The sequence below is a fragment of the Streptomyces sp. NPDC008125 genome (assembly GCF_042957125.1).
Classification (GTDB): domain Bacteria; phylum Actinomycetota; class Actinomycetes; order Streptomycetales; family Streptomycetaceae; genus Streptomyces.
Genome location: NZ_JBIBHR010000020.1, coordinates 26,227 through 48,494 on the forward strand (window position 1 = coordinate 26,227; position 22,268 = coordinate 48,494).

Annotated in this window: 22 protein-coding genes; 8 read left to right on the forward strand and 14 right to left on the reverse strand. The window is 72.6% G+C overall.

Annotated elements, in window-relative coordinates; translation table 11 throughout:
* Positions 1-36 precede the first annotated feature (36 nt).
* On the forward strand, positions 37-480 hold the full coding sequence (locus tag ACFZAX_RS28380; protein ID WP_390965132.1) for an AsnC family transcriptional regulator: 444 nt from the start codon (positions 37-39) through the stop codon (positions 478-480).
* Positions 481-501: 21 nt separating this feature from the next.
* Here the strand turns inward: ACFZAX_RS28380 and ACFZAX_RS28385 are convergent, their stop codons facing one another.
* From ACFZAX_RS28385 to ACFZAX_RS28400, 4 genes are all read right to left on the reverse strand, one after another.
* Positions 502-2,178 (reverse strand): GAF domain-containing protein, encoded by a 1,677-nt coding sequence (locus tag ACFZAX_RS28385; RefSeq protein WP_390965133.1) that lies wholly within the window; start codon positions 2,176-2,178, stop codon positions 502-504.
* A gap of 28 nt (positions 2,179-2,206) precedes the next feature.
* On the reverse strand, positions 2,207-3,244 hold the full coding sequence (locus ACFZAX_RS28390) for a rod shape-determining protein (protein ID WP_390965134.1): 1,038 nt from the start codon (positions 3,242-3,244) through the stop codon (positions 2,207-2,209).
* A 155-nt stretch (positions 3,245-3,399) separates the two neighbouring features.
* Positions 3,400-3,978 (reverse strand): hypothetical protein, encoded by a 579-nt coding sequence (locus ACFZAX_RS28395; RefSeq protein WP_390965135.1) that lies wholly within the window; start codon positions 3,976-3,978, stop codon positions 3,400-3,402.
* A 50-nt stretch (positions 3,979-4,028) separates the two neighbouring features.
* Positions 4,029-4,505 carry a MarR family transcriptional regulator gene (locus tag ACFZAX_RS28400; RefSeq protein ID WP_390965136.1) on the reverse strand — a complete coding sequence of 159 codons (477 nt, stop codon included), beginning with the start codon at positions 4,503-4,505 and terminating at the stop codon, positions 4,029-4,031.
* A 135-nt stretch (positions 4,506-4,640) separates the two neighbouring features.
* Here ACFZAX_RS28400 and ACFZAX_RS28405 point away from each other — a divergent pair, with 135 nt between their 5' ends.
* The 4 genes from ACFZAX_RS28405 to ACFZAX_RS28420 all read left to right on the forward strand — a co-directional run bounded on the left by ACFZAX_RS28405 (position 4,641) and on the right by ACFZAX_RS28420 (position 9,553).
* A complete protein-coding gene (locus tag ACFZAX_RS28405) occupies positions 4,641-5,660 on the forward strand; it encodes a zinc-binding dehydrogenase (protein WP_390965137.1) in 1,020 nt (339 codons plus the stop codon).
* Between the two features lie 95 nt (positions 5,661-5,755).
* Positions 5,756-6,184, forward strand: a complete 429-nt coding sequence (locus ACFZAX_RS28410) for an Ohr family peroxiredoxin (protein WP_390965138.1) — start codon at positions 5,756-5,758, stop codon at positions 6,182-6,184.
* Between the two features lie 82 nt (positions 6,185-6,266).
* Positions 6,267-7,064, forward strand: a complete 798-nt coding sequence (locus ACFZAX_RS28415; RefSeq protein WP_390965139.1) for an EI24 domain-containing protein — start codon at positions 6,267-6,269, stop codon at positions 7,062-7,064.
* A gap of 203 nt (positions 7,065-7,267) precedes the next feature.
* Entirely contained in the window at positions 7,268-9,553 is a 2,286-nt protein-coding gene (locus ACFZAX_RS28420; RefSeq protein ID WP_390965140.1) for an acyltransferase family protein, read from the forward strand.
* Here the strand turns inward: ACFZAX_RS28420 and ACFZAX_RS28425 are convergent.
* The 5 genes from ACFZAX_RS28425 to ACFZAX_RS28445 form a co-directional block, all read right to left on the reverse strand.
* The gene (locus tag ACFZAX_RS28425) at positions 9,516-11,915 is read right to left on the reverse strand and encodes an ATP-binding cassette domain-containing protein (protein ID WP_390965141.1); all 2,400 of its coding nucleotides are present in this window, start codon (positions 11,913-11,915) and stop codon (positions 9,516-9,518) included. The two genes, ACFZAX_RS28420 and ACFZAX_RS28425, sit on opposite strands and share 38 nt — an antisense overlap.
* A 96-nt stretch (positions 11,916-12,011) precedes the next feature.
* Positions 12,012-12,425, reverse strand: a complete 414-nt coding sequence (locus ACFZAX_RS28430; RefSeq protein WP_390965142.1) for a VOC family protein — start codon at positions 12,423-12,425, stop codon at positions 12,012-12,014.
* Between the two features lie 22 nt (positions 12,426-12,447).
* On the reverse strand, positions 12,448-12,858 hold the full coding sequence (locus ACFZAX_RS28435) for a helix-turn-helix domain-containing protein (RefSeq protein ID WP_390965143.1): 411 nt from the start codon (positions 12,856-12,858) through the stop codon (positions 12,448-12,450).
* Between the two features lie 252 nt (positions 12,859-13,110).
* On the reverse strand, positions 13,111-14,109 hold the full coding sequence (locus ACFZAX_RS28440; protein ID WP_390965144.1) for a galactose-1-epimerase: 999 nt from the start codon (positions 14,107-14,109) through the stop codon (positions 13,111-13,113).
* Positions 14,110-14,118: 9 nt separating this feature from the next.
* Positions 14,119-15,045, reverse strand: a complete 927-nt coding sequence (locus ACFZAX_RS28445; protein ID WP_390965145.1) for a GDSL-type esterase/lipase family protein — start codon at positions 15,043-15,045, stop codon at positions 14,119-14,121.
* 366 nt (positions 15,046-15,411) lie between these two features.
* Here ACFZAX_RS28445 and ACFZAX_RS28450 point away from each other — a divergent pair, with 366 nt between their 5' ends.
* From ACFZAX_RS28450 to ACFZAX_RS28460, 3 genes are all read left to right on the forward strand, one after another.
* Positions 15,412-15,906: a DUF3145 family protein gene (locus ACFZAX_RS28450; protein ID WP_390965146.1), complete on the forward strand. Its 495-nt coding sequence runs from the start codon at positions 15,412-15,414 to the stop codon at positions 15,904-15,906.
* Between the two features lie 100 nt (positions 15,907-16,006).
* Entirely contained in the window at positions 16,007-16,822 is an 816-nt protein-coding gene (locus tag ACFZAX_RS28455) for an alpha/beta fold hydrolase (protein ID WP_390965147.1), read from the forward strand.
* 40 nt (positions 16,823-16,862) lie between these two features.
* Entirely contained in the window at positions 16,863-17,144 is a 282-nt protein-coding gene (locus ACFZAX_RS28460) for a hypothetical protein (protein ID WP_390965148.1), read from the forward strand.
* A gap of 96 nt (positions 17,145-17,240) precedes the next feature.
* Here ACFZAX_RS28460 and fabF read toward each other — a convergent pair whose 3' ends face one another.
* From fabF to ACFZAX_RS28485, 5 genes are all read right to left on the reverse strand, one after another.
* Positions 17,241-18,503 (reverse strand): beta-ketoacyl-ACP synthase II, encoded by a 1,263-nt coding sequence (gene fabF / locus ACFZAX_RS28465; protein ID WP_390965149.1) that lies wholly within the window; start codon positions 18,501-18,503, stop codon positions 17,241-17,243.
* A gap of 79 nt (positions 18,504-18,582) precedes the next feature.
* A complete protein-coding gene (locus ACFZAX_RS28470; RefSeq protein ID WP_266703904.1) occupies positions 18,583-18,831 on the reverse strand; it encodes an acyl carrier protein in 249 nt (82 codons plus the stop codon).
* A gap of 97 nt (positions 18,832-18,928) precedes the next feature.
* Entirely contained in the window at positions 18,929-19,930 is a 1,002-nt protein-coding gene (locus tag ACFZAX_RS28475) for a beta-ketoacyl-ACP synthase 3 (RefSeq protein WP_390965150.1), read from the reverse strand.
* A gap of 11 nt (positions 19,931-19,941) precedes the next feature.
* Positions 19,942-20,856 carry an acyltransferase domain-containing protein gene (locus ACFZAX_RS28480; RefSeq protein ID WP_390965152.1) on the reverse strand — a complete coding sequence of 305 codons (915 nt, stop codon included), beginning with the start codon at positions 20,854-20,856 and terminating at the stop codon, positions 19,942-19,944.
* 89 nt (positions 20,857-20,945) lie between these two features.
* The gene (locus ACFZAX_RS28485) at positions 20,946-22,145 is read right to left on the reverse strand and encodes a helix-turn-helix domain-containing protein (RefSeq protein ID WP_390965153.1); all 1,200 of its coding nucleotides are present in this window, start codon (positions 22,143-22,145) and stop codon (positions 20,946-20,948) included.
* Positions 22,146-22,268: the final 123 nt, after the last annotated feature.

The following is a 22,268-nucleotide window of genomic DNA, read 5'->3' on the forward strand; positions in this document are numbered from 1 at the left end:
CAGTCGGTTTTGTCCGAATGCTGCGACAATCGTGGTATGGACCGGCTGGACAGAGAAATACTCGCCATCCTCCAGGAGGACGCCCGGATCTCCTACCGGGACCTGGGCGTGCGCGTCGGGCTCAGCGCCAACGCGGCGGGCGACCGGGTACGCCGGATGCGCCGCGACGGCGTCATCCGCGGCTTCACGGTGATCGTGGACCCCGCCGCCGACACCCGCTCCGGACTCGTCGTCTTCATCGACGTCTCGCTGCGCCTGGACACCACCAACGAGGAGTTCGAACGCTCCGTGCTGATGCTGCCGGGCATCACCGAGGTGGTGCACCTCACCGGCGGCCACGACTACCTCGTACGCGCCACCGCCGCCGACCCCGGCGCCCTCGACAGCCTGCTGCGACGCCTCAAGCGGGAAGCGGGCGTCGCCCACTCCGTCACCCGGATCGCGCTGCGGGCTGCCCCCACCCACGGTCCCGGCCACTGACCGGGCCCGCACGGGCGGACTTCAGATCGGCGTCTGCCAGGTGACCGGCGACCGCCGCTCACCCGAGTCGTCCTGCCCGTCGTCCGCGACCAGCAGCCGCACCGCCCGCCGCCCGTCCGGCAGCCGTGCCGTCGCGTCCACCTCGACCTCGATCGCCGAGACGCCCGCCCGGCGGTGGGCGGCGGCCAGCGCGCCCCGCAGGGCCGCCAGCAGCCTTCCGGCCGCCGACTCGCCCACCAGCGCGTCCACCGGCCCCGCGAAGTGCACCGACGGCTGGAAGCCGAGCAGGGCCGACGCGCCCGCCGTCTCCCGCAGCACCCGGCCCCGGAACGTCGTCGGGGCGTCGGCCGGCGGCTGCTGGAGGGCGAAGATCGTGGTCCGCACCTCCTGGATCGTGGAGTCGAGCTCGTCCACCGCCCGTACCAGCAGGCCGTCCGCCTCCTCCGCGTCGTCCGGGTCCCCGGACCACTCCGGGGCCTTCGTCGCCGCGGCGGCCCGGCGGCGGGCCGACTCCAGCGTCATCTCCGTCGCGAAGAGCCGCTGGACCACGAGATCGTGCAGGTCACGGGCGATCCGGTCGCGGTCCTCGTAGACCGCCAGCTGCTCCCGGTCGTGCTGGGCGTCCGCCAGCACCAGCGCCACCGCCGCCTGCGAGGCGAACTGGGTCGCCAGCTGCCGGTCCGCCGAGGTGTACGGCCGGCCGCCCCGCAGCCGGGGCAGCGCGAGGGTCCCGATCAGCCGGCCGCCGCTCTCCAGCGGCAGCATCATGCTGGGCCCGAACCGGTGGCGCACCGAGGTCGTCATCAGCGGGTCGGTCGCCGCGTCCTCCATGAACACCGGCTCTCCGCCCAGCAGATGGACGAGTACGGGGGAACCGGGCGCGATCGAGGCGCCCAGGATGCCCGTCGGGTCCTCCAGGGTCGACACGGTGACGATCTCCATGCCGCCGTCCTCGCGGGACTGGAGGATCACCCCCGCCGCCGCCTCCGCGAGCACCCGGGCCCCCTCGGCGACGGTCTGGAGCGCCTCGGCCCGGCTCGTCCCGGTGAGCAGCGCGGTGGTGACGGCCGCGGCCCCCTGGAGCCAGCGCTCCCGCTGGAGGGCCGACTCGTAGAGCCGCGCGTTGCTGATCGCGATGCCCGCCTGGGCACCGAGGATCCGCAGCAGGGCGTCGTCGGCGTCGGTGAACGGCCGCCCGCCGCTCTTCTCGGTGAGGTAGAGGTTGCCGAACACCTCGGTGTCCACCCGGACGGGCGTGCCGAGAAAGGTGTGCATGACCGGGTGCCCCGGCGGTACGCCCACCGAGCGCGGGTCGCGGGTCACGTCGTCGGAGCGCAGCGGCCGGTGTTCGTGGACCAGCGCGCCCAGTACGCCCCTGCGGCCGTCCGGGAGCGCCCCGATGCGCCGGCGCTCCTCGTCGCCGAGGCCCGCCGTGTACAGCTCGGTGATCCGGCCGGACTCGGGGTCCAGCACCCCGAGGGCGCCGTAGCGGGCGTCGGTCAGCAGTGAGGCGGTGTCCACGATCTGCTGGAGCGTGGTGCCGAGCCCCAGATCGGTGCCGACGCTGAACACCGCCTCCAGCAGCTCCGGCAGCCGGGGGGCGTAGGCGTGCCCGCCGTCCTCCGAGGCGGCGGGGCCGTCCGCCGCGCCGTCGGTGTCCTCGGGCCCGTCCGGTCCGCCGCCGTGCTCCCGCGCCATCCGCCTCGCTCCCGGCCGCGCGGGGCGGTCAGCCGGCGAGCGGGTTGAGGACCATCGGCGCGACCGTGCCGTCCAGCATCGCGCCGAGGCCGAGGATCGAGCAGACGTCGGGCCGCTCGGCGATGGTCACCGGCATTCCGGTGGCGGTGCGCAGCAACTGGTCGAAGCCCGGCAGCAGCGCGCTGCCGCCGACCATCATGATGCCCCGGTCGGCGAGGTCGGCCACCAGATCGGGCGGGCAGTCCCGCAGGACCCTGCCGAGACCGTCCAGCACCGCGGTGAGCGGGGTGTGGATCGCCTGCCGCACGGCCGCCGTGTCGACCTGTACCGAACGGGCCAGCCCGGTCGCCACGTCGCGGCCGTGGATCTCGGTCACGTCGGGCCCCTGCGAGGTCAGCCCGTTGCCGCTGAGGGCCAGCTGGAGGGGGCGCACCGACTGGCTCGGCAGCATCAGCTCGTGGTGCTGGCGCAGGTGCTGGATCACCGCGTTGTCGATGGTGTTGCCGCCGATGGGGATGCGTACGGCGGTGACGATCGAGCCCAGCGAGAGCACCGCGATCTGGGTGGTGGCCGCTCCGCACACCATGATCATGGTCGCGGTCGGCTGCTCGACCGGGAGCCCGCAGCCGACGGCCGCCGCGATCAGGGTGTCCACGAGCTCCACCCGGCGGGCGCCGAGCCCGACCAGGGTCTCCACGGTGGCCCGCTGGGCCAGCGGGTCGCTGTCGTGCGGGGTGCAGGCGGCGGCGCGCAGCCGGGGCTTGCGGCGCAGCTGGCGGCGGAGCTTCTCGCCGATCAGGTGGCGGAGCATGCGCTGGGCCATCTCGATGTCCACCACGGTGCCGCCGGACACGGGCCGTGCCACGCGGATGTAGCCGGGGGTGCGGCCGGTCATCTGCTCGGCGAGCGCACCCACCGCGATGAGCGATCCGGTGCGGGTGTTGACGGCGGCGACGCTCGGTTCGTCGACGACCAGCCCGAGCCCCTTCACGTACACGCGGGTGCTCGCGGCCCCCAGGTCGACGGCGATGTGGCAACGGCGCAACTGCTCAAGGCTGACGGTCACGGCAGGTTCTCCCGAGAGCTGGTGGGGTCCCGGCGGCAGCCGGCTCTCCTTCGCATCGTGGGCGGAGCGGTGACCGGGCGCGCGCTGAGGTACGCCGGACGGGCCTGCGGGAACGGCCGGATCGGGACGTCGGCCGACCGGTGGACCAGAAGGGCTCAGGCTGTTCGCGGGCCCGGCAGCAGCCGCTGGAACAGGCCCCAGGTGAACTCGGCGACGTGAGGGGCACCGGTCGCCGGGTCCGTGAAGGCAAGCGCCCAGCGGGTCGGCGCGCTGCCCTCCATCGGGCGGACCGGCGCGAAGGCCCGCGCCACCTCGTCCACCGTGCAGGACCACGGGGCGAGGTCGGCCGCGCTGTTCAGCACGGGGCCCGGGGCGCCGGGCGCCCGGACCAGCCAGGCGTTCCAGACCGCTCCGCCGGGTGCGGCCATCACTTCGAACCGCAGGTCGGGCCAGAGCGGCAGCGCCCACGTCAGCGCGTCGCACTCCAGGTCGCCGACGGTCCGCCGGACGGATTGTTCGGGTTCGCCGAGGACGGAGCGGTACCGCCGCAGCACGCCGCGCCCGCCCGGCCCGCGCACCATGGCCTGCCAGCGCCGGTTCGCCTCGCGCGCCTCGGCGAGGGTCGCGCTCAGCTCGTGCCGGGCCTCCTCGGCCAGGTCCGGCTGGTGGTCGGCCATCCGGCGGAGCAGGACGAGCTGGAACTGGAGCGGGCCGAAGGGGGCGGCGGCGGTCATGGGCCCATCCTGCCCGCCCGCCGTTCCCGGTGCTCAGCCGTTCCCGGTGCTCAGCCCCCGAGGCCCCCGCCATCGCCGGGATCGCCGAGATCCCCGTCCGGCCCGGCCCCGAGCATCCGGCGCAGCAGGTCCCGCAGCATCGTGCGCTCCGCGTCCGAGAGGCCGGCCAGCGGCTCGCGGGCGAAGTCGAGCGCCTCGCGGAGCCGGAGCGTCACCAGGCGCCCCTGCTCGGTCGGGGCGGCGAGCTTCACCCGGCGGTCGTGCGGGTCCGGGCGGCGCTCGACCAGGTCACGGGCCTCCAGCCGGTCCACGATGCCGGTCACGTTCGAGGGCTCGCACTTCAGCTTCTGCGCGATCCGGCGCATGGGCATCGGCTCTATGGACAGCAGACGCAGGACCCGGGCCTGTGCACCGGTGAGCGAGAAGGAGGCGGCGGCCCGGTCGTACTCCTCGTAGTAGCGCGCCACGACAGTGCCGATCAGCTCGACGACTTCGAGGGTCAGAGGATCTGTGCGCGGGGTGGTCATGACACACAGGATACGCAGATGCTTGACAAGGTGAAATATCCAGGAGCATGGTTGTTTCATGTGGTGAAGCTTTTCCACGCCGTACGCCCCACCGGGTACGACCCCCACATCCGACACCGAGGAGAACCCGAGCCCATGTCTGCAGCACTTCCCGCCTCCAGCCGCGAATGGCACCTCGTCGCCCGCCCGCACGGCTGGCCGAAGCCCGACGACTTCGCGCTGCGTGAGGCGCCGGTGGCCGCTCCGGCCGAGGGCCATGTTCTCGTCCGCAACCTCTACTTCTCGGTCGACCCGTACATGCGCGGCCGGATGAACGACGTCAAGTCGTACACCCCGCCCTTCGAGCTCGACCGGCCGATGGACGGCGGCGCGGTGGGCGAGGTCGTCGCCTCGAACGCCGAGGGCGTCGCTGTCGGCGACCACGTCCTGCACGGCCTCGGCTGGCGCGAGTACGCCGAGGTCCCCGCGAAGCGCGTGGCGAAGGTCGACCCCGACCTCGCACCGCTCTCCGCCTACCTCGGCGTACTCGGCATGACCGGCCTCACCGCCTACGCCGGACTCTTCGAGGTCGCCTCCTTCAAGGAGGGCGACGCCGTCTTCGTCTCCGGCGCCGCCGGAGCCGTAGGCAGCCAGGTCGGCCAGATGGCCCGCCTCAAGGGCGCCTCCCGGGTGATCGGTTCGGCCGGTTCCGACGAGAAGGTCAAGCTCCTCGTCGAGGAGTACGGCTTCGACGCGGCGTTCAACTACAAGAACGGCCCGGTCCGCGACCAGCTCCGCGAGGCCGCCCCGGACGGCATCGACGTCTACTTCGACAACGTCGGCGGCGAGCACCTGGAAGCCGCGATCTCGTCGTTCAACGTGCACGGCCGCGCCGCCATCTGCGGCATGATCGCCCAGTACAACAGCACCGAGCCGACCCCGGCCCCGCGCAACCTCGCGCTCGTCATCGGCAAGCGGCTGCGTCTGGAGGGCCTGCTCGTCGGCGACCACACCGCGCTCCGCCCGAAGTTCGTCGAAGAGGCCGCCGACTGGCTGGCCTCGGGCGAGCTGAAGTACCGCGAGACCACCGTCGAGGGCATCGAGAACGGCTTCAACGCCTTCGACGGCCTGATGCGCGGCGAGAACACCGGGAAGATGATCGTCTCCCTCGTCTGACCGTCCGACCGTCTCCCCGTCGGACCGCCACCCGGGTCCGACCGCGCTTCTTGTCCGACCGCACGGCATTCGGCCACCAGCAGGAGGAAATCCGCATGAGCATCCCGAACATAAGCGTCGCCTACACCGCCGTCGCCACCGCCGAGAACGGCCGTGACGGCCGGGTGTACTCCGACGACGGCAACCTCGACGTCGTCGTCAACCCGCCGAAGGCGATGGGCGGCAGCGGCAACGGCACCAACCCCGAGCAGCTCTTCGCGGCCGGTTACAGCGCCTGCTTCCAGAGCGCCCTCGGCGTCGTCGCCCGGCAGAAGAAGATCAGCATCGCCGGATCGACCGTCACCGCGTCGGTCGGCATCGGCCAGGCGGACACCGGTGGCTTCGGCCTGGAGGTCGCGCTCACCGTCTCCGTCCCGGACGTCGACCCGGAGACCGCGCGCGAGCTCGTCGAGCAGGCCCACCAGGTCTGCCCGTACTCCAACGCCACCCGCGGCAACATCAAGGTCGACCTGATCGTCGCCTGATCCCGCCCGCCCACCACGGCGAGGACGCACCCCCCGGACACCCCATGGCGTCGTCCGGGGGGTGCGCACGTACCCTGGCGCCATGAGCGATCTCGCGGCCGGATTCGGCTACTTGCTGAAGGGTCAGCGCTGGGTCGGCCGGCACGGCCGCTGGTTCGGCTTCGGGCTGCTGCCGGGGCTGATCACCCTCGTCCTGTACGCGGGCGCGCTCGTCGGACTCGCCTACGGCGCCGACGACTTCGTGGGCTGGTCCACCCCGTTCGCCGACGACTGGTCCTCGCCCTGGCTCGGACTGCTGCGCAACACGCTGACCGTCCTGGTCTTCGCCTTCGGCCTGTTCCTGGCGGTCATCACCTTCACCGCCGTCACCCTCCTGGTCGGCCAGCCGTTCTACGAGTCGCTCTCCGAGGAGGTCGACCGCAGCGAAGGCGGCGAGGTCCCCGAGTCCGGGCTCCCGCTCTGGCGCGAACTCTGGATCTCCGCCCGCGACTCCGTCCGCATCCTGGTGCGGGTCTCTCTCTACGGCATCGTCCTCTTCGCCCTCGGATTCATCCCGGTGGCCGGGCAGACCGTCGTCCCCGCCCTCGGGTTCTGCGTCTCCGGCTACTTCCTCGCCGAGGAACTCACCTCCGTGGCCCTCCAGCGCCGGGGCCGCGACCTGCGCTCCCGCCTCGCACTGCTGCGCGGCCGGCGGATGCTGGTCCTCGGCTTCGGCGTCCCGCTGACCCTCGCCTTCCTCGTCCCGGTCGTCGCCATATTCCTGATGCCGGGCGCGGTGGCCGGCGCGACCCTGCTGGTCCGCGACCTCGTCGACGCCGAAGACGCCCCCGCCGCCCCGCCCGCGCCGGTCACCTCGCTGGTGAAGGCCGAAGAGGACTGACTGCTCCAACTCCCGGGCCACCTGGAGGGAAACGCGAACCGCCCGACCACAGGCCGTGAATTGTCCGGTCGTTGGCGCGCGCGTCATTCCCACTCCTTCTTGCGGATGGACAGTACGACCCTGTCCCGTCCGCACACAGGTGCCCCGGGGGGCCGGCGCGCGGGATCAGCCGGACACCCCGGCCCCCGCGAGGAGCCGCCCCCATGCCGAGCAGATCCCCCGCAGCAGTCCGGCCCCGCACGGTGGGCGGCACGGCGGGGCCCGGCCCGGTCCCCGCCCGCCGGCCGGACATCCAGGGGCTCCGGGCGGTCGCCGTCGGGCTGGTCGTGCTGTCGCACGCCGGGGTGGCGGCGGTCGCGGGCGGCTATGTGGGCGTCGACGTCTTCTTCGTGATCTCCGGCTTCCTGATCACCTCCCTGATGCTGCGTGAACGCGCCGCCACCGGCCGGGTGTCGGTCCGCGCGTTCTACGCCCGCCGCGTCCTGCGGCTGCTGCCCGCCGCCTCCGTGGTGACCGCGGCCACCCTCGCCGGCGCGTGGCTCTTCCTGTCGAAGGCGCGGCTCGCCGAATACGCCGGCGACGCACTCGCCAGTGCGCTGTACGCGGTCAACTTCCGCCTGGCGCTGGCCGGTACGGACTACTTGGCGCAGGACAGTCCGCCGTCGCCCTTCCAGCACTTCTGGTCGCTGGCCGTGGAGGAGCAGTTCTACCTGGTGTGGCCGCTGCTCCTGCTGCCGGCCCTGCGGCTCGCCCGGGGCCGGTACGGGCGGGCCGCGCTGCCGCTCGGCGCGGTATGCCTGGGTTCGTTCGCGCTCGGCGTCCTGCTCACCCGGTCCTCACCGCCCTGGGCGTACTTCGGCTCACCGCCCAGGGCCTGGGAACTCGGCGCGGGCGCCCTGACCGCCCTCGCGGCCGACCGGCTCCGCCGACTGCCCGCGCCCCTCGCCGCCGCGCTGACCTGGCTCGGCCTGGCCTGCGTACTGGCCGCGGCCCTCCGCTTCGACGACGCCACCCCGTTCCCCGGCCACCGCGCCGCCCTGCCGGTCCTCGGCGCCGCCCTCGTCCTCGGCGCGGGCTGCGCGCCCACTCGGTACGGCGCCGGGCGCCTGCTGGGCCTGCGGCCCCTCGTGTGGACCGGCGGCCTCAGTTACGGCTGGTACCTCTGGCACTGGCCGCTCCTGGTGATCGCCCCGGCGGCGCTCGGCACCGACGACGGAGTCCCGGCCGCGCTGGGGCTGTGCGCCGCGGGCCTGGGTCTGGCCTGGCTGACGCTGCGCCTGGTGGAGAACCCGGTCCGCTTCCACCGGGCGCTCAAGGGGCGCCCCCGCCGCGCGCTGCTGCTGGGCGCCGGGCTCTCGGCCGGGATCACCGTACTCGCGCTGACCGCCGCCGCCGTCCCGCCGACGATCGGGACGGGACCGCCCGCACCGGCCCTCGCCGCCGAGCTGACCGCCGCCGCGGACCCCGGGGCCCGGCTGACCGGCCTCCTCGCCACCGCGCCGGCCGAACTCCCGTCCAACCTCGCCCCCACCCTGACCGGGGTGCGGTCCGCACGCTCCGCCGTCTACCGGGACGGCTGCCAAGCGGGCTACGCGGGAACGGACGTACCGCCCTGCGCGTACGGGGACGCGACCGCCTCCCGCACCGTGGTGCTGTTCGGCGACTCGCACGCCGCCCAGTGGTTCCCGGCCCTGGAACGGGTGGCCACCGAGCACCACTGGAGACTCGTCTCCCTGACCAAGGCCTCCTGCAAGACCGCCGAGGTCACCATCATGACCGGCGGCGAGCCGTACACCGCCTGCGACACCTGGCGGGACAAGGCCGTCGCGCGGATCAACGCCCTCCACCCCGACCTGGTCGTCGTCTCCTCCTCGGAGGCGGGCGATCCCGTCCACCCCGCCGCCGACGGCCTCCGCCAGTGGACGGACGGCTTCGAGGCCGTCTACCGGCGCCTCGCCACCCCCGGCACCCGCGTCGCGGCTCTCCTCGACACCCCCTGGCCGCTCGGCGACCCGGTCGACTGCGCCGCGGACAACTCCACCCGGCTGCACGCCTGCGCCGCCACCCTCGGCGCCGCGACCCACGACCCGGCCCGCCGGGCCGCCGTACGCGCCGCCGCCACCGCGACCGGAGCCGCCCTCGTCGACCCCCGCCCCTGGATCTGCGACACCCGTGCCCACCGCTGCCCCGTGGTCGTCGGCAACGTCTCCGTCTACCGCGACGACAGCCACCTCGCCGACAGCTTCGCGGTGGCCCTGGCCCCGGTGCTGGGGCCGGTGGTGGAGCGGCTGATCGAGGCCGACCGCTGGGAGGACCCGCACTGGCCCCACCGAGCCTCCACGGAGCCCGCTCCGCCCGCCGGTACGGGCGGGGTGGGGCGAGGGGCCGGGCCCGGCCTCCTGGCGGGGCCGGCCTCCCGGCGGGCCGCTCCGGTGGGGCCCGGCGCCCCGCTCAGCCGCCCACGTACGCCGCGAGGTGCTCGCCCGTGAGGGTGGAGCGGGCGGCCACCAGATCGGCCGGGGTGCCCTCGAAGACCACCTGCCCGCCGTCGTGGCCCGCCCCGGGCCCGAGGTCGACGATCCAGTCGGCGTGCGCCATCACCGCCTGGTGGTGCTCGACCACGATCACCGACTTGCCCGAGTCCACCAACCGGTCGAGCAGGCCGAGCAACTGCTCGACGTCGGCGAGGTGCAGACCGGTGGTCGGCTCGTCGAGCAGATAGATCCCGCCCTTCTCGCCCATGTGCGTGGCCAGCTTGAGGCGTTGGCGCTCACCGCCGGAGAGCGTGGTCAACGGCTGCCCCAGCGTGAGGTATCCGAGACCGACGTCCACCAGACGGCCGAGAATCCGCTCCGCCGCCGGGGCGGCCGCCTCACCCTCGGCGAAGAACTCCCGCGCCTCGGCGGCCGGCATGGCCAACACCTCACTGATGTCCCGCCCGCCGAGCCGGTATTCGAGCACCGACGCCTGGTAGCGGCGGCCCTCGCACTCCTCGCAGACCGAGGCCACCCCCGCCATCATCGCCAGATCCGTGTAGACGACCCCGATGCCGTTGCAACCGGGGCACGCACCCTCGGAGTTGGCGCTGAAGAGAGCCGGCTTCACCCCGTTGGCCTTCGCGAACGCCTTGCGGACCGGGTCGAGCAGCCCGGTGTACGTCGCGGGGTTGCTCCGCCGCGAACCCCGGATCGGACTCTGATCCACCGAGATCACCTTCTCGGCCCCCGCCTGCCGGGGCAGCTCACCGTGGACCAGCGAGCTCTTGCCGGAACCGGCGACCCCGGTCACGACCGTGAGCACCCCGAGGGGGAGGTCCACGTCCACGTCCCGCAGGTTGTGCGTCGACGCGCCCCGGATCTCCAGGGCCCCGGTGGACTCCCGCACCTCGTCCTTCAACTTCGCCCGGTCGTCGAAGTGGCGACCGGTGACCGTGTCGCTCTTCCGCAGGCCCTCCACGGTCCCCTCGAAGCAGACCGTGCCGCCCGCCGTACCGGCCCCCGGACCCAGGTCCACCACATGGTCGGCGATGGAGATCGTCTCCGGCTTGTGCTCCACCACCAGCACCGTGTTGCCCTTGTCCCGCAGCCGCAGCAGCAGACCGTTCATCCGCTCGATGTCGTGCGGATGGAGCCCGATGGTCGGCTCGTCGAAGACGTACGTGACGTCCGTCAGCGAGGAGCCGAGGTGGCGGATCATCTTCACCCGCTGCGCCTCACCGCCGGAGAGCGTGCCGGCCGGGCGGTCGAGCGAGAGGTAGCCGAGGCCGATCTCCACGAACGAGTCGAGGGTCCGCCCCAGGGCGGTGAGCAGTGGCGCCACCGACGGCTCGTCCAGAGTGCCCACCCACGCGGCGAGGTCGCTGATCTGCATCGTGCAGGCGTCGGCGATGGAGACCGCCGCGATCTTCGAGGCCCGCGCACCCTCGCTGAGCCGGGTGCCCTCGCACTCGGGGCAGGTGGCGAAGGTGACCGCGCGCTCCACGAACGCCCGGACGTGCGGCTGGAGCGCCTCCTTGTCCTTGGAGAGGAAGGACTTCTGGATCTTGGGGATCAGCCCCTCGTAGGTGAGGTTGACGCCCTCGACCTTCACCTTGGTGGGCTCCCGGTGCAGGAAGTCCTGCATCTCCTTCCCGGTGAAGTCGCGGATCGGCTTGTCCGGGTCGAGGAAACCCGACTCGGCGTAGACCCGCACGGTCCAGAAGCTGTCGGACTTCCAGCCGGGGATGGTGAACGCGCCCTCGGACAGCGACTTGGAGTCGTCGTAGAGCTGGGTGAGGTCGATGTCGGAGACGGTGCCCCGGCCCTCGCAGCGCGGGCACATCCCGCCGGTGCGGTTGAAGGTGGCCTTCACGGCCTTCTTGTTGCCGCGTTCGACGGTGATCGCCCCGCTCGCCCGGACCGAGGGGACGTTGAACGCGTACGCGCTGGGCGGCCCGATGTGCGGCTCGCCGAGGCGGCTGAAGAGGATGCGCAGCATCGCGTTGGCGTCGGTGGCCGTGCCCACCGTGGAGCGGGGGTCACCGCCGAGCCGCTGCTGGTCGACGAGGATCGCGGTGGTCAGGCCGTCGAGCACGTCCACCTCGGGCCGTGCCTGCGTGGGCATGAAGCCCTGCACGAAGGCGCTGTACGTCTCGTTGATCAGCCGCTGCGACTCGGCGGCGACGGTGCCGAACACCAGGGAGCTCTTGCCCGAGCCGGAGACGCCGGTGAACACGGTCAGCCGGCGCTTGGGCAGCTCGACGCTGACGTCCTTGAGGTTGTTCACCCGCGCGCCGTGCACCCGGATCAGATCGTGGCTGTCCGCGCCGCGCTCCTCGGCAGTCCGGCGATCCGTCCTCTGGGCCCTGCTCATGCGTGTCTCCTCCTGCGGTACGGCTGACTGCGGTGTCGCGGTGCTGCGCTGCTGCGGCCCACCGCGCGGCGGTCCGCCGCGGGATGGGCCGGTGCGTCACTTCTTGCTCTGGGTGAAACGCAGCATGTTGCCGGACGGGTCGCGGAAGGCGCAGTCGCGGACGCCGTACGGCTGGTCGAGCGGCTCCTGGAGCACCTCGCCGCCCGCCGCGCGGATGCGCTCGAACGTGGCGTCGACGTCGTCGGTGGCGAAGATGACCCCGCGCAGCAGGCCCTTGGCGAGCAGTTCCGCCACGGCCTGCCGGTCGGCGGCCGAGGCGCCCGGGTCCGCCAGCGGCGGCTCCAGCACGATGTTCACGTCGGGCTGTGCGGGGGAGCCGACGGTCACCCAGCGCATCCCCTCGAACCCGACGTCGTTGCGGACTTCGAGCCCGAGCACGTCGCGGTAGAAGGGGAGCGCCTTGTCGTGGTCGTCGACGGCGATGAAGCACTGGGAAAGGTTGATGTCCATGCGTTTCACGCTACGGGCGGCGTCATCGATCCGCTTCTCCATTCCTGACCGGTCTGGTCCGGATCTTCGCGACGCAGGCGGGGACGGCCGCGCCCGCCTCGTGGGGGCGGGCCCGGTAGACGCTCGGGCTCTCGCCGACCAGCTCGGTGAAGCGCGAGCTGAACGACCCGAGCGAGGTACAGCCGACCTCGAAGCAGACCTCCGTGACCGACAGGTCGCCCCGCCTCAGCAGCGCCTTCGCCCGCTCGATCCGGCGGGTCATGAGGTAGTTGTACGGGGTCTCCCCGTAGGCCGCCTTGAAGCTGCGCGAGAAGTGGCCCGCCGACATCAGGGCGGTACGGGCCAGCGCCGGGACGTCGAGTGGCTCGGCGTACTCGCGGTCCATCCGGTCGCGGGCCCGGCGCAGTCTGCGGAGGTCTTCCAACGACGTCATCCGGCCACCTTCGCACAGCGCCCACCGGCCGCGCCCGGACCTTCGCGAGATCCGGCCGGCCGGAAAGCGGTCCCGGGGGATGATCGCGGAGATCCGGGGTATGAACCGGGCTCGGGACGGTCCACGCACGGAGGAGCCCCCCGGCGGACCTGACACCGCCGGGGGGCTCCTCCCTCGTCTCGGGCCCCCGGGATCGGGTCCGCCCGAGGTCCGGCCCGCCCGGGGTCCGGCCCGCCCGGAATCTCGTCCGGATCAGCGCACGGAGAAGTCGTACTCCGTCGTCGAGACGTACTCCTCGCCCGGCCGCAGCACCGTGCTCGGGAAGTCCGGCCGGTTCGGCGAGTCCGGGAAGTGCTGGGTCTCCAGCGCGATCCCCGCGGACGGCACGAACGGGCCGTCGCCGAGGTGGTCGGCGGTGTACAGCTGGATGCCCGGCTCGGTCGTACGTACCGTCAGCGCCCGCCCGGACCCGGCGTCGTACAGCTCGGCGGCGGCCTCGGCGAGTTCGCCCGGGTTGTCCAGCACGTAGTTGTGGTCGTACGCCGGGCCCACCGGCTTCGCCCGGCGGAAGTCGAACCGGGTGCCGTCCACGGACGCGAGCTCGCCGGTCGGCAGCGAGGCGGCGTCCACCGGGGTGATCCGGCCGGCCGCGATCCGCAGCTCGTGCCCGAGCGCGCTGCCTGTGCCCGCGCCCGCCAGGTTCCAGTAGGTGTGGTTGGTGAGGTTCACGACGGTCGGCGCGTCGGTGGTCGCCCGGTAGCCGATCCGCAGCGTCCCGCCCGGCTCCAGCGTGTACGTCACCGAGACCGCGAGCCGTCCGGGGAAGCCCTCCTCGCCGTCCTCGGCGACGAGGCCGAGCACCACGCCGCCGTCCGCCTCGCGGGCGTCCCAGACCCGCTTGTCGAAGCCGCGCGCTCCGCCGTGCAGCTGGTTGGGGCCCTCGTTGGCGGTCAGCCGGTGGGTGCGGCCGTCGAGCGCGAAGGAGGCACCGCCGATGCGGTTCGCGTACCGCCCGCAGACCGCGCCGAAGAACGGCGAGGCGTACGTCGTGTACCCGGCGAGGTCCGGCAGCCCGAGGACGACCTCCCCGGCGACCCCGTCCCGGTCCGGCACCTCGACGGACTGCACGATCGCGCCGTACGTCAGCAGACGCACCCGGGTCCCGTCGCGTTCCAGGGTCCAGCGCTCCACGGACGTACCGTCCGGGAGGGTGCCGAAGGGGTCGCTGCTGATCGTCGTCACCGTACTCATGATCGGACTTTACGCTGGTGGGGCGGGTGCCGTGACATTGCGGTAGGCGATCTCCGCCAGCCGGGCCTGACCGTCGCGGCCCGGGTGGAACCAGTCCCACGGGCTGAGTTGGGCGCCGGTGAACGGATAGTCGTAGACAGCGTCGCCGTCGTACCGGCAGAGGTCGTCCTCGGCGCACACCTCGCGCAGCACCTTGTTGTACTCCACCACCCGCGCGCGCACGGCGGCCCGCCGGGCGGTGGCGGCCCTGCCCATGTCGTCGGCGTCGGCCAGCATCGACTTGCAGATCCCGAGCTTCCACACCTGCTTGCCCAGCGGGCTGCGGCGCCCGGTCGACCAGAGCCGCCACAGGTCCGGCACGCTCGCCACGTACACCTGTGCCTTCGGGACGGCCGCCCGCAACTGCCGCAGCGACAGGTCGAAGGAGAACCGGAAGTCCTCGACCGGCGTCATGGTCGCCACCGAGCCCCGGCAGGCGTCGTTGGCGCCGATCATCACCGTCACCAGCTCCGGCCGCTCCCGCGCCGCCTCGGCCATCTGCTCCGGCAACTGGGCGATCCGGGCCCCCGACACGGCGTGGTTCCAGCTGTGCGCCGCCACCTCGGAGGGGCCGAGGAGCCGGGCGGCGAGACTGCGCACCGCGCCGTCCGTCCCGGTGGCCCAGGAGACCTCGGGGCAGTCGGCCAGCACCGAACAGGCGTCGAACCCCCGGGTCATCGAATCGCCGACCGCCGCGACCGAGCCCGGGTGACGGTTCCACACCGGACCGGCGGGCGCGGCGGCGGAGGCGTGACCCGCGCCCTTCGGCGCGCTCTTCGCGCCCCCGTCCGCTCCGCCGGAACAGCCGACCAGCGCGAGTGCGCCGGCGCACGCCCATGCCGCCAAACCGGTGACGGTGGTACGTGAACGTCGATCCGACCGCGTGCGCTCCGGCATCCTCAACCCTCCGTCTTCCTTGGCCTATGCCCCTGGTCATGGCCTCCGGCACACCTGGTGCGTGCAGGCGTGCGCCGGGCGCGCTCCGCCGGGTGAAAGCAGGCGGACGAGGGGCTCGGGACCGACCGTACGTCACACGTCCGGCCCCGGCGCACGGTAGCTTTTTCCCGGAGAACAGTGACGCCCGCCCACCCGCGCTCCCGCACGGGGGTCCGGTAAGTTACCTCACGTCACATACTGTCCGTTTTCTGGAGATTATCTCCCGATGCTGTTTACTGATGACAACCTCGGGAGCCGGCCGGGAACAGGCGGTACGGGCGCGAGGCCGCTGGGGAAGGCGTACCTCGTCCCACACGGGAGGTTCCGGTGACGACACGTGGAGTCCTTTACGTACACTCCGCACCGCGCGCGCTCTGTCCGCACATCGAGTGGGCGGTCGCGGGCGTGCTGGGGTTGCGGGTCCAGTTGGACTGGACCAGACAGCCGGCCGCGCCCGGCACCTGGCGGTCCGAGTTCTCCTGGCGGGGCCGCGCCGGCACCGCCTCGGAGCTCGCCTCCGCCCTGCGCGGCTGGGACCTGCTCCGCTTCGAGGTGACCGCCGAGCCGTGCGCCACGGCCGAGGGGGAGCGCTACAGCTCCACCCCCACGCTCGGCATCTTCCACGCCGTCACCGGGATGAACGGCGACATCCTCGTCCCCGAGGACCGGCTGCGGGCCGCCCTGACGCGCTCCCTGCGCGGGGAGTCGGACCTGGAGGCGGAGGTCGCGGGGCTCATCGGCAAACCCTGGGACGACGAGCTGGAGTCCTTCCGGCACGCGGGCGAGGGCGCCCCGGTCCGCTGGCTGCACCAGGTGGTCTGAGCCCCGAGCGCGCCCAGGAGCTCACGGGCCGTCAGGAGCGGTGTCCCGGATGGTGAATGGCCGGCGACCGAGGAGCACGGCTTCACTACGCTGCGCACGCATGACCTTCCACGAGGTGCGCGGCACCACCCTCCACCACGACGACACCGGCCCCCGCGACGGAATACCCGTCGTCCTGGTCCACGGCCACCCCTTCGACCGCTCGCTCTGGGGCGCGCAGGCCCGGGCGCTGGTGGCGGGCGGACACCGGGTGGTCACCCCGGACCTGCGCGGCTACGGCGCGAGCGGGGTGACCGAGGGGACGGTGCGCCTCTCCGACTTCGCCGACGACCTCGCCGCCCTCCTCGACCACCTGGGCCTCGCGGACGCGGTCGTCGGCGGTGTCTCGATGGGCGGTCAGATCGCCCTGGAGTTCCGTCGGCTCCACCCGGAGCGGGTCCGCGCCCTGGTCCTCTCCGACACCTCGGCGTCGCCGGAGACCGAGGACGGCAAGGCGTACCGCAACGAGCTCGCCGACCGACTGCTCGCCGAGGGCATGGACGGGTACGCCGCCGAGGTCATCGACAAGATGCTCGCGGAGTACAACGTCACCGCCCTGCCCGAGGTCGCCGACCGGGTGCTGACGATGATGCGGACCACCGACCCGCGCGGCGCCGCCGCCGCGCTCCGGGGCCGCGCCGAACGCCCCGACCTCCGGCCCGTGCTGGCCGCCGCCGACGTCCCCGTACTCGTCGTGGTCGGCGCCGACGACGTGTACACCCCGCTCGCCGACGCCGAGGAGCTCTGCCGCCACGCCCCGCACGCGCGGCTCGAAGTGATCGAGGGTGCCGGCCACCTGCCGGGTGCCGAGCAGCCCGAGCGGTTCAACGCCGTCCTGCTCGACTTCCTCGCCACCCAGGTGGCGGGGGCCCGATGACCGGCCCCGCGTCCTCCACGCCCGCCGCCTCCGCCGGAACGTGACGGTGTACGGGGACGAGCGCGGCCTGATCACCCTCGCCGAGGGGCTCGCGGGCCGCGTGGAGCTCAGCATCGAGCTGCACGCACCGGACGCCCCCGGTCCGGAGTCCCCCCGGGGGCGTGGCCGGAGCCTGCTGGCCGACGCCCTCACCCTCGTACCGGCCGGCAGCCCCGTCTTCGCGGCCGTCGCCCCCGGCAACGCCCGCTCCCTGCGCGGCTTCCTCGCCGCCGGGTTCGTGCCGATCGGCAGCGAGGCGATCGTCGAACCCGGTCGGATGTGAGTTCGACCACCCGGACACGGTGATGCCCGCCTCCCCGGACAACCGGGGGGCGGGCATCACCGTACGGACCGAGCCGTACGGACCGAGCGGAAACGATCAGACGCTGCGGAACGCCAGGACCACGTTGTGGCCCCCGAAGCCGAAGGAGTTGTTGATCGCGGCGATCGAACCCTCCGGCAGCGGCTGCGGCTTGTCGCGGACGATGTTCGCCGTCACGTCGTCGTCGAGGTTCTCGATGTTGATGGTCGGCGGGGCCATCCGGTGGTGCAGCGCGAGGACCGTGGCGACGGTCTCGATACCGCCCGCGCCACCGAGCAGGTGACCCGTCATCGACTTGGTCGCGGAGATCGCGACGTGGTCGAGGTCGTCGCCGAGGACCGCGCTCAGCGCCTTCAGCTCGGCCACGTCGCCCTGCGGCGTGGACGTGGCGTGCGCGTTGAGGTGGACGACCTCGGACGGCTTGAGGTCCGTGTTCTCCAGCAGGTTGCGCATCGCCGCGGCGATGCCCCGGCCGGTCGGCTCGGGCTGCGCGATGTGGTGGGCGTCGGCCGACAGGCCCTGGCCCAGCACCTCGCAGTAGACCTTGGCGCCGCGCGCGGCGGCGTGCTCGGCCGACTCCAGGATCACGACGCCCGCGCCCTCGCCGAGGACGAAGCCGTCACGGCCCGTGTCGTACGGACGCGAGGCCTTTTGGGGCTCGTCGTTGTTCTTGGACATCGCCATCATGTTGGCGAAGGCCGCGATCGGCAGCGGGTGGATGGCCGCCTCGGTACCGCCGGCGACCACCACATCGGCACGGCCGGTACGGATCATCTCGACGGCGTACCCGATGGCCTCGGCACCCGAAGCACACGCGGAGACCGGCGTGTGGACACCGGCCTGGGCGTTGACCTCGAGGCCGACGTTGGCCGACGGGCCGTTCGGCATGAGCATGGGAACGGTGTGCGGGGAGACGCGGCGTACGCCCTTCTCCTTCAGCACGTCGTACTGGTCGAGCAGCGTGATCACACCACCGATGCCGGAGGCGATGACCGTGCCCAGCCGCTCGGGCCGGATCTTGTCGTCCTCACCGGCCTTGCCGGTGAAGCCGGCGTCCGCCCATGCCTCGCGGGCCGCGATCAGCGCGAACTGCGCCGAGCGGTCCAGCTTGCGGGCGAGTGGGCGGGGCAGTACCTCGCCCGGGTCCACCGCGGCCAGCGCGGCGATCCGGACGGGCAGTTCGGCGAAGCGCTCGCCCTCGAGAGGCTTGACGCCGGAGCGGCCGGCCATCAACCCTTCCCAGGTCGATGCGGAGTCGCCACCCAGCGGAGTGGTTGCGCCGATACCGGTGACGACCACGGTGCGATTGGTCGAGTTCACTGGAAAATCTTCTCCACGTGTAGAGGGTCGTGAATCAGCGGCGCCACCGCCGGGTGGCGACACACGAACCGGCCTGGGATCAGGCCTGGTTCTTCAGGATGTAGTCGGCAGCGTCGCCGACCGTCTTGAGGTTCTTGACGTCCTCGTCGGGGATCTTGACGTCGAAGCGCTCTTCGGCGGCGACGACGACCTCGACCATGGACAGCGAGTCGACGTCCAGGTCGTCGGTGAAGGACTTGTCCAGCTGGACGTCCTCGACCGGGATACCGGCGATCTCGTTGACGATCTCGGCGAGACCGGTGACGATCTCTTCCTGGGTGGCGGCCATGTCGGCGCTCCTTCAGTGGTTGTCTACGGGGGTTCTTAACTCCGGACCGAGAAATCCGATGGAGCTGGATGTTCTCGTTCGGACCGGGCGAAAAGCCTTAGGGGAGAGTAACGACCGTCGCGGCGAAGACGAGACCCGCCCCGAAGCCGATGACGAGCGCGATGTCGCCGCTCTTCGCCTGCCCGGTCGCCAGGAGCCGCTCCATCGCGAGCGGAATCGAGGCGGCGGAGGTGTTGCCGGTGGTCTCCACGTCGCGGGCGACGACGACGTTCTCCGGCAGTTTGAGGGTCTTCACCATCGAGTCGATGATCCGCATGTTGGCCTGGTGCGGAATGAAGACGTCCAGGTCCTCCGGAGCGACCCCGGCGGCGTCCAGCGCCTGCTGGGCCACCTTCGCCATCTCGAAGACGGCCCAGCGGAAGACCGCCTGACCCTCCTGCGTGATGGCCGGGAACTTCTCCGGGCGCTCGGCGTGGAACTGGTCCCACGACACGGTCTGCTTGATGGTGTCCGACTTGTCGCCCTCGGAGCCCCAGATGGTCGGGCCCATGGCCGGTACCTTCGACGGGCCGACGACCACCGCGCCCGCACCGTCGCCGAAGAGGAAGGCCGTGGCCCGGTCCGACAGGTCGGTGAGGTCGCTGAGCCGCTCCACGCCGATGACGAGGACGTACTCCGCGGAACCGTCGACGATCATGCCCTTGGCGAGCGTCAGGCCGTAACCGAAGCCCGCGCAGCCGGCCGAGATGTCGAAGGCGGCGGGCTTGCCCGCGCCGATCCTGTGGGCGATCTCGGTGGCGACGGCCGGCGTCTGCTTGAAGTGCGAGACGGTGGAGACGATCACACCGCCGATCTGCTCCGGGGTGATCCCCGCGTCGGCGATGGCCTTGCCGGCGGCCTCCACGGACATCGCGGACACGGTCTCCTCGTCGGAGGCCCAGTGCCGGGTGGCGATGCCGGAGCGGGAGCGGATCCACTCGTCGGACGAGTCGATCGTTTCGAGGATCACCTCGTTCGGCACCACACGGGTGGGGCGGTAGCCACCGACCCCCATGATGCGTGCGTACGGGGCGCCCTGGCTGGGCCTGATCTTCGACATGCTCGTGCTCCTTAGGCGGACGCGTGCTCGGAGATGAGCGCGCGGGCCGCGTCGAGGTCGTCGGGGGTCTTGAGCGCGAGGGTCTTGACGCCGGGCAGCGCGCGCTTGGCGAGCCCGGTGAGGGTGCCCCCCGGGCACACCTCGATGAGCGCGGTCACACCGAGCTGCTGGAAGGTCTCCATGCACAGGTCCCAGCGGACCGGGTTCGCGACCTGCCCGACCAGGCGCTCGACGACCTCGGCACCGGTCGCGACCGCCTTGCCGTCCTTGTTCGACACGTACGTCACGGAGGGGTCCGCGATCTCCAGGCCCCGGGCCGCTTCGCGCAGCCGCTCCACGGCCGGAGCCATGTGGTGCGTGTGGAACGCCCCGGCGACCTTGAGCGGCACCACGCGGCGCACGCCCTCCGGCTTGTTCTCGGTGAGCTCGGCGATCTGCGCGGCCGTACCGGCGGCGACGATCTGGCCGCCGCCGTTCATGTTGGCCGGGGTCAGCCCGAGGCTCTCCAGGTGCGGGACCGTGACCTCCGGGTCGCCGCCGAGCAGCGCGGCCATGCCGGTCTCGGTGACCGCGGCGGCCTCGGCCATCGCGAGACCACGGGTACGGACCAGACGCAGCGCGGCGTCGTCGCCGAGCACACCGGAGAAGGCGGCGGCGGTGATCTCACCGACGCTGTGCCCGGCCACGACGGCGGGCGAGGCGTTCAGCGCGGACGCGGAGAGGAGACCCGCGGCCACCAGCAGGGGCTGGGCCACCGCCGTGTCACGGATGTCGTCGGCGTCGGCCTTCGTGCCGTAGTGGGCAAGGTCGAGCCCGATGGCGTCGGACCAGGCCGCGATGCGGTCGGTGGCACCGGGCAGGTCGAGCCAGGGAGTCAGGAAGCCGGGCGTCTGAGCGCCTTGGCCGGGAGCGACGAGTACGAGCACCCTCACACTCTCTCTTGCGGACGGTCCCGTACGCCCGTGGGGACAGGGACGAAGAACCGTCAGGGGAATTGTTGAAGTCCGACAAAAGTCTAGGACTGGCCATCTCTGGCGGCCAAGCGCCCCAGGATCAGCGCGATCCGGAGCGTGAAGGCGGAGCGCACATCGGACGGCGACCAGCCGGTGACGTCCGTCACACGTCGTAGCCGGTAGCGCACGGTGTTGGGGTGCACGAACAGCATCCGTGCGGCGCCCTCCAGGCTGCTCGCCTGCTCCAGGTAGACGCTCAGCGTCTCCAGCAGCGCGGACCCGGCCTCCTCCAGAGGGCTGTAGATCTCCTCCACCAGCTGGTCCCGCGCGGCGGGGTCTCCGGCCATCGCGCGCTCCGGCAGGAGATCGTCGGCCAGCACCGGGCGGGGCGCGTCCTGCCATGCGATGCACGCCTTGAGCCCGGCCGCCGCCGCCTGCGCGGACCGGGTCGCCGCCAGCAGGTCCGGGACCACCGGCCCCGCGACGACCGGCCCGGCCGCGTACGGGCCGATCAGACCCCGTGCGACCTGCAGCGGGTTGTCACTGCCGCCCGCGATGACCACCAGGCGGTTGCCCAGCACGCCCGTCAGTACCTGCACCTTGGAGCCGCGCGCGGCCCGCCGGATGGCCTCGACCGTCAGTTCGCTGTCCCCGTCGGGGGCGGTGCCGAGGATCACGCAGACGTGCTCGGGGGAGTTCCAGCCGAGCGCTGCGGCCCGGGAGACCGCCCCCTCGTCCGCCTCACCGGACAGCACCGCGTTGACCACGAGCGATTCCAGCCGGGCGTCCCACGCGCCCCGCGCCTCGGCGGCCTGCGCGTAGACCTGGGCGGTCGCGAAGGCGATCTCCCGGGCGTAGACGAGCAGGGCCTCCCGCAGTACCGACTCGTCGCCCGGAGCGGCGACCTCCTCGATCGCCGCCTCCATGACCTCGATCGTCGTACGGACCATCTCGACGGTCTGCCGCAGCGTGATCGCCCGGGTCAGCTCCCGCGGGGCGGTGCCGAACACGTCGGTGGAGATCGCCTGCGGGGTCTCCGGATGCCGGAACCACTCGGTGAACGCGGCGATGCCCGCCTGCGCGACCAGGCCGATCCACGACCGGTTCTCCGGGGGCATGGCCCGGTACCAGGGCAGCGTCTCGTCCATGCGGGCGATGGCGTTCGCCGACAGCCGGCCGGAGGACTGCTCCAGCCGTTTCAGGGTCGCGGCATGGAGATGGGCGTCTTGGGCGGCGCGCTGCGCGGGATCGGGTCGGGGCACAGAGACAAGACTGCCTTATCCGGGCAGAGGGGCGGAGGGGCGGGGCGGCCGGCCGGAGTCGCGGGGGCGGGTTCCGGCCGTTCCGTGGCGGAGCGCGCGTCCGGTGCGGGTCTACGGTGGGGG

Excerpts from the sequence above, each read along its gene's own strand:
- ACFZAX_RS28380 (WP_390965132.1), top strand. The coding sequence starts at position 37 with ATGGACCGGCTGGACAGAGAAATACTCGCCATCCTCCAGGAGGACGCC.
- ACFZAX_RS28385 (WP_390965133.1), bottom strand. The coding sequence starts at position 2,178 with ATGGCGCGGGAGCACGGCGGCGGACCGGACGGGCCCGAGGACACCGAC.
- ACFZAX_RS28395 (WP_390965135.1), bottom strand. The coding sequence starts at position 3,978 with ATGACCGCCGCCGCCCCCTTCGGCCCGCTCCAGTTCCAGCTCGTCCTG.
- ACFZAX_RS28400 (WP_390965136.1), bottom strand. The coding sequence starts at position 4,505 with ATGACCACCCCGCGCACAGATCCTCTGACCCTCGAAGTCGTCGAGCTG.
- ACFZAX_RS28405 (WP_390965137.1), top strand. The coding sequence starts at position 4,641 with ATGTCTGCAGCACTTCCCGCCTCCAGCCGCGAATGGCACCTCGTCGCC.
- ACFZAX_RS28410 (WP_390965138.1), top strand. The coding sequence starts at position 5,756 with ATGAGCATCCCGAACATAAGCGTCGCCTACACCGCCGTCGCCACCGCC.
- ACFZAX_RS28415 (WP_390965139.1), top strand. The coding sequence starts at position 6,267 with ATGAGCGATCTCGCGGCCGGATTCGGCTACTTGCTGAAGGGTCAGCGC.
- ACFZAX_RS28420 (WP_390965140.1), top strand. The coding sequence starts at position 7,268 with ATGCCGAGCAGATCCCCCGCAGCAGTCCGGCCCCGCACGGTGGGCGGC.
- ACFZAX_RS28425 (WP_390965141.1), bottom strand. The coding sequence starts at position 11,915 with ATGAGCAGGGCCCAGAGGACGGATCGCCGGACTGCCGAGGAGCGCGGC.
- ACFZAX_RS28430 (WP_390965142.1), bottom strand. The coding sequence starts at position 12,425 with ATGGACATCAACCTTTCCCAGTGCTTCATCGCCGTCGACGACCACGAC.
- ACFZAX_RS28435 (WP_390965143.1), bottom strand. The coding sequence starts at position 12,858 with ATGACGTCGTTGGAAGACCTCCGCAGACTGCGCCGGGCCCGCGACCGG.
- ACFZAX_RS28440 (WP_390965144.1), bottom strand. The coding sequence starts at position 14,109 with ATGAGTACGGTGACGACGATCAGCAGCGACCCCTTCGGCACCCTCCCG.
- ACFZAX_RS28445 (WP_390965145.1), bottom strand. The coding sequence starts at position 15,045 with ATGCCGGAGCGCACGCGGTCGGATCGACGTTCACGTACCACCGTCACC.
- ACFZAX_RS28455 (WP_390965147.1), top strand. The coding sequence starts at position 16,007 with ATGACCTTCCACGAGGTGCGCGGCACCACCCTCCACCACGACGACACC.
- ACFZAX_RS28470 (WP_266703904.1), bottom strand. The coding sequence starts at position 18,831 with ATGGCCGCCACCCAGGAAGAGATCGTCACCGGTCTCGCCGAGATCGTC.
- ACFZAX_RS28475 (WP_390965150.1), bottom strand. The coding sequence starts at position 19,930 with ATGTCGAAGATCAGGCCCAGCCAGGGCGCCCCGTACGCACGCATCATG.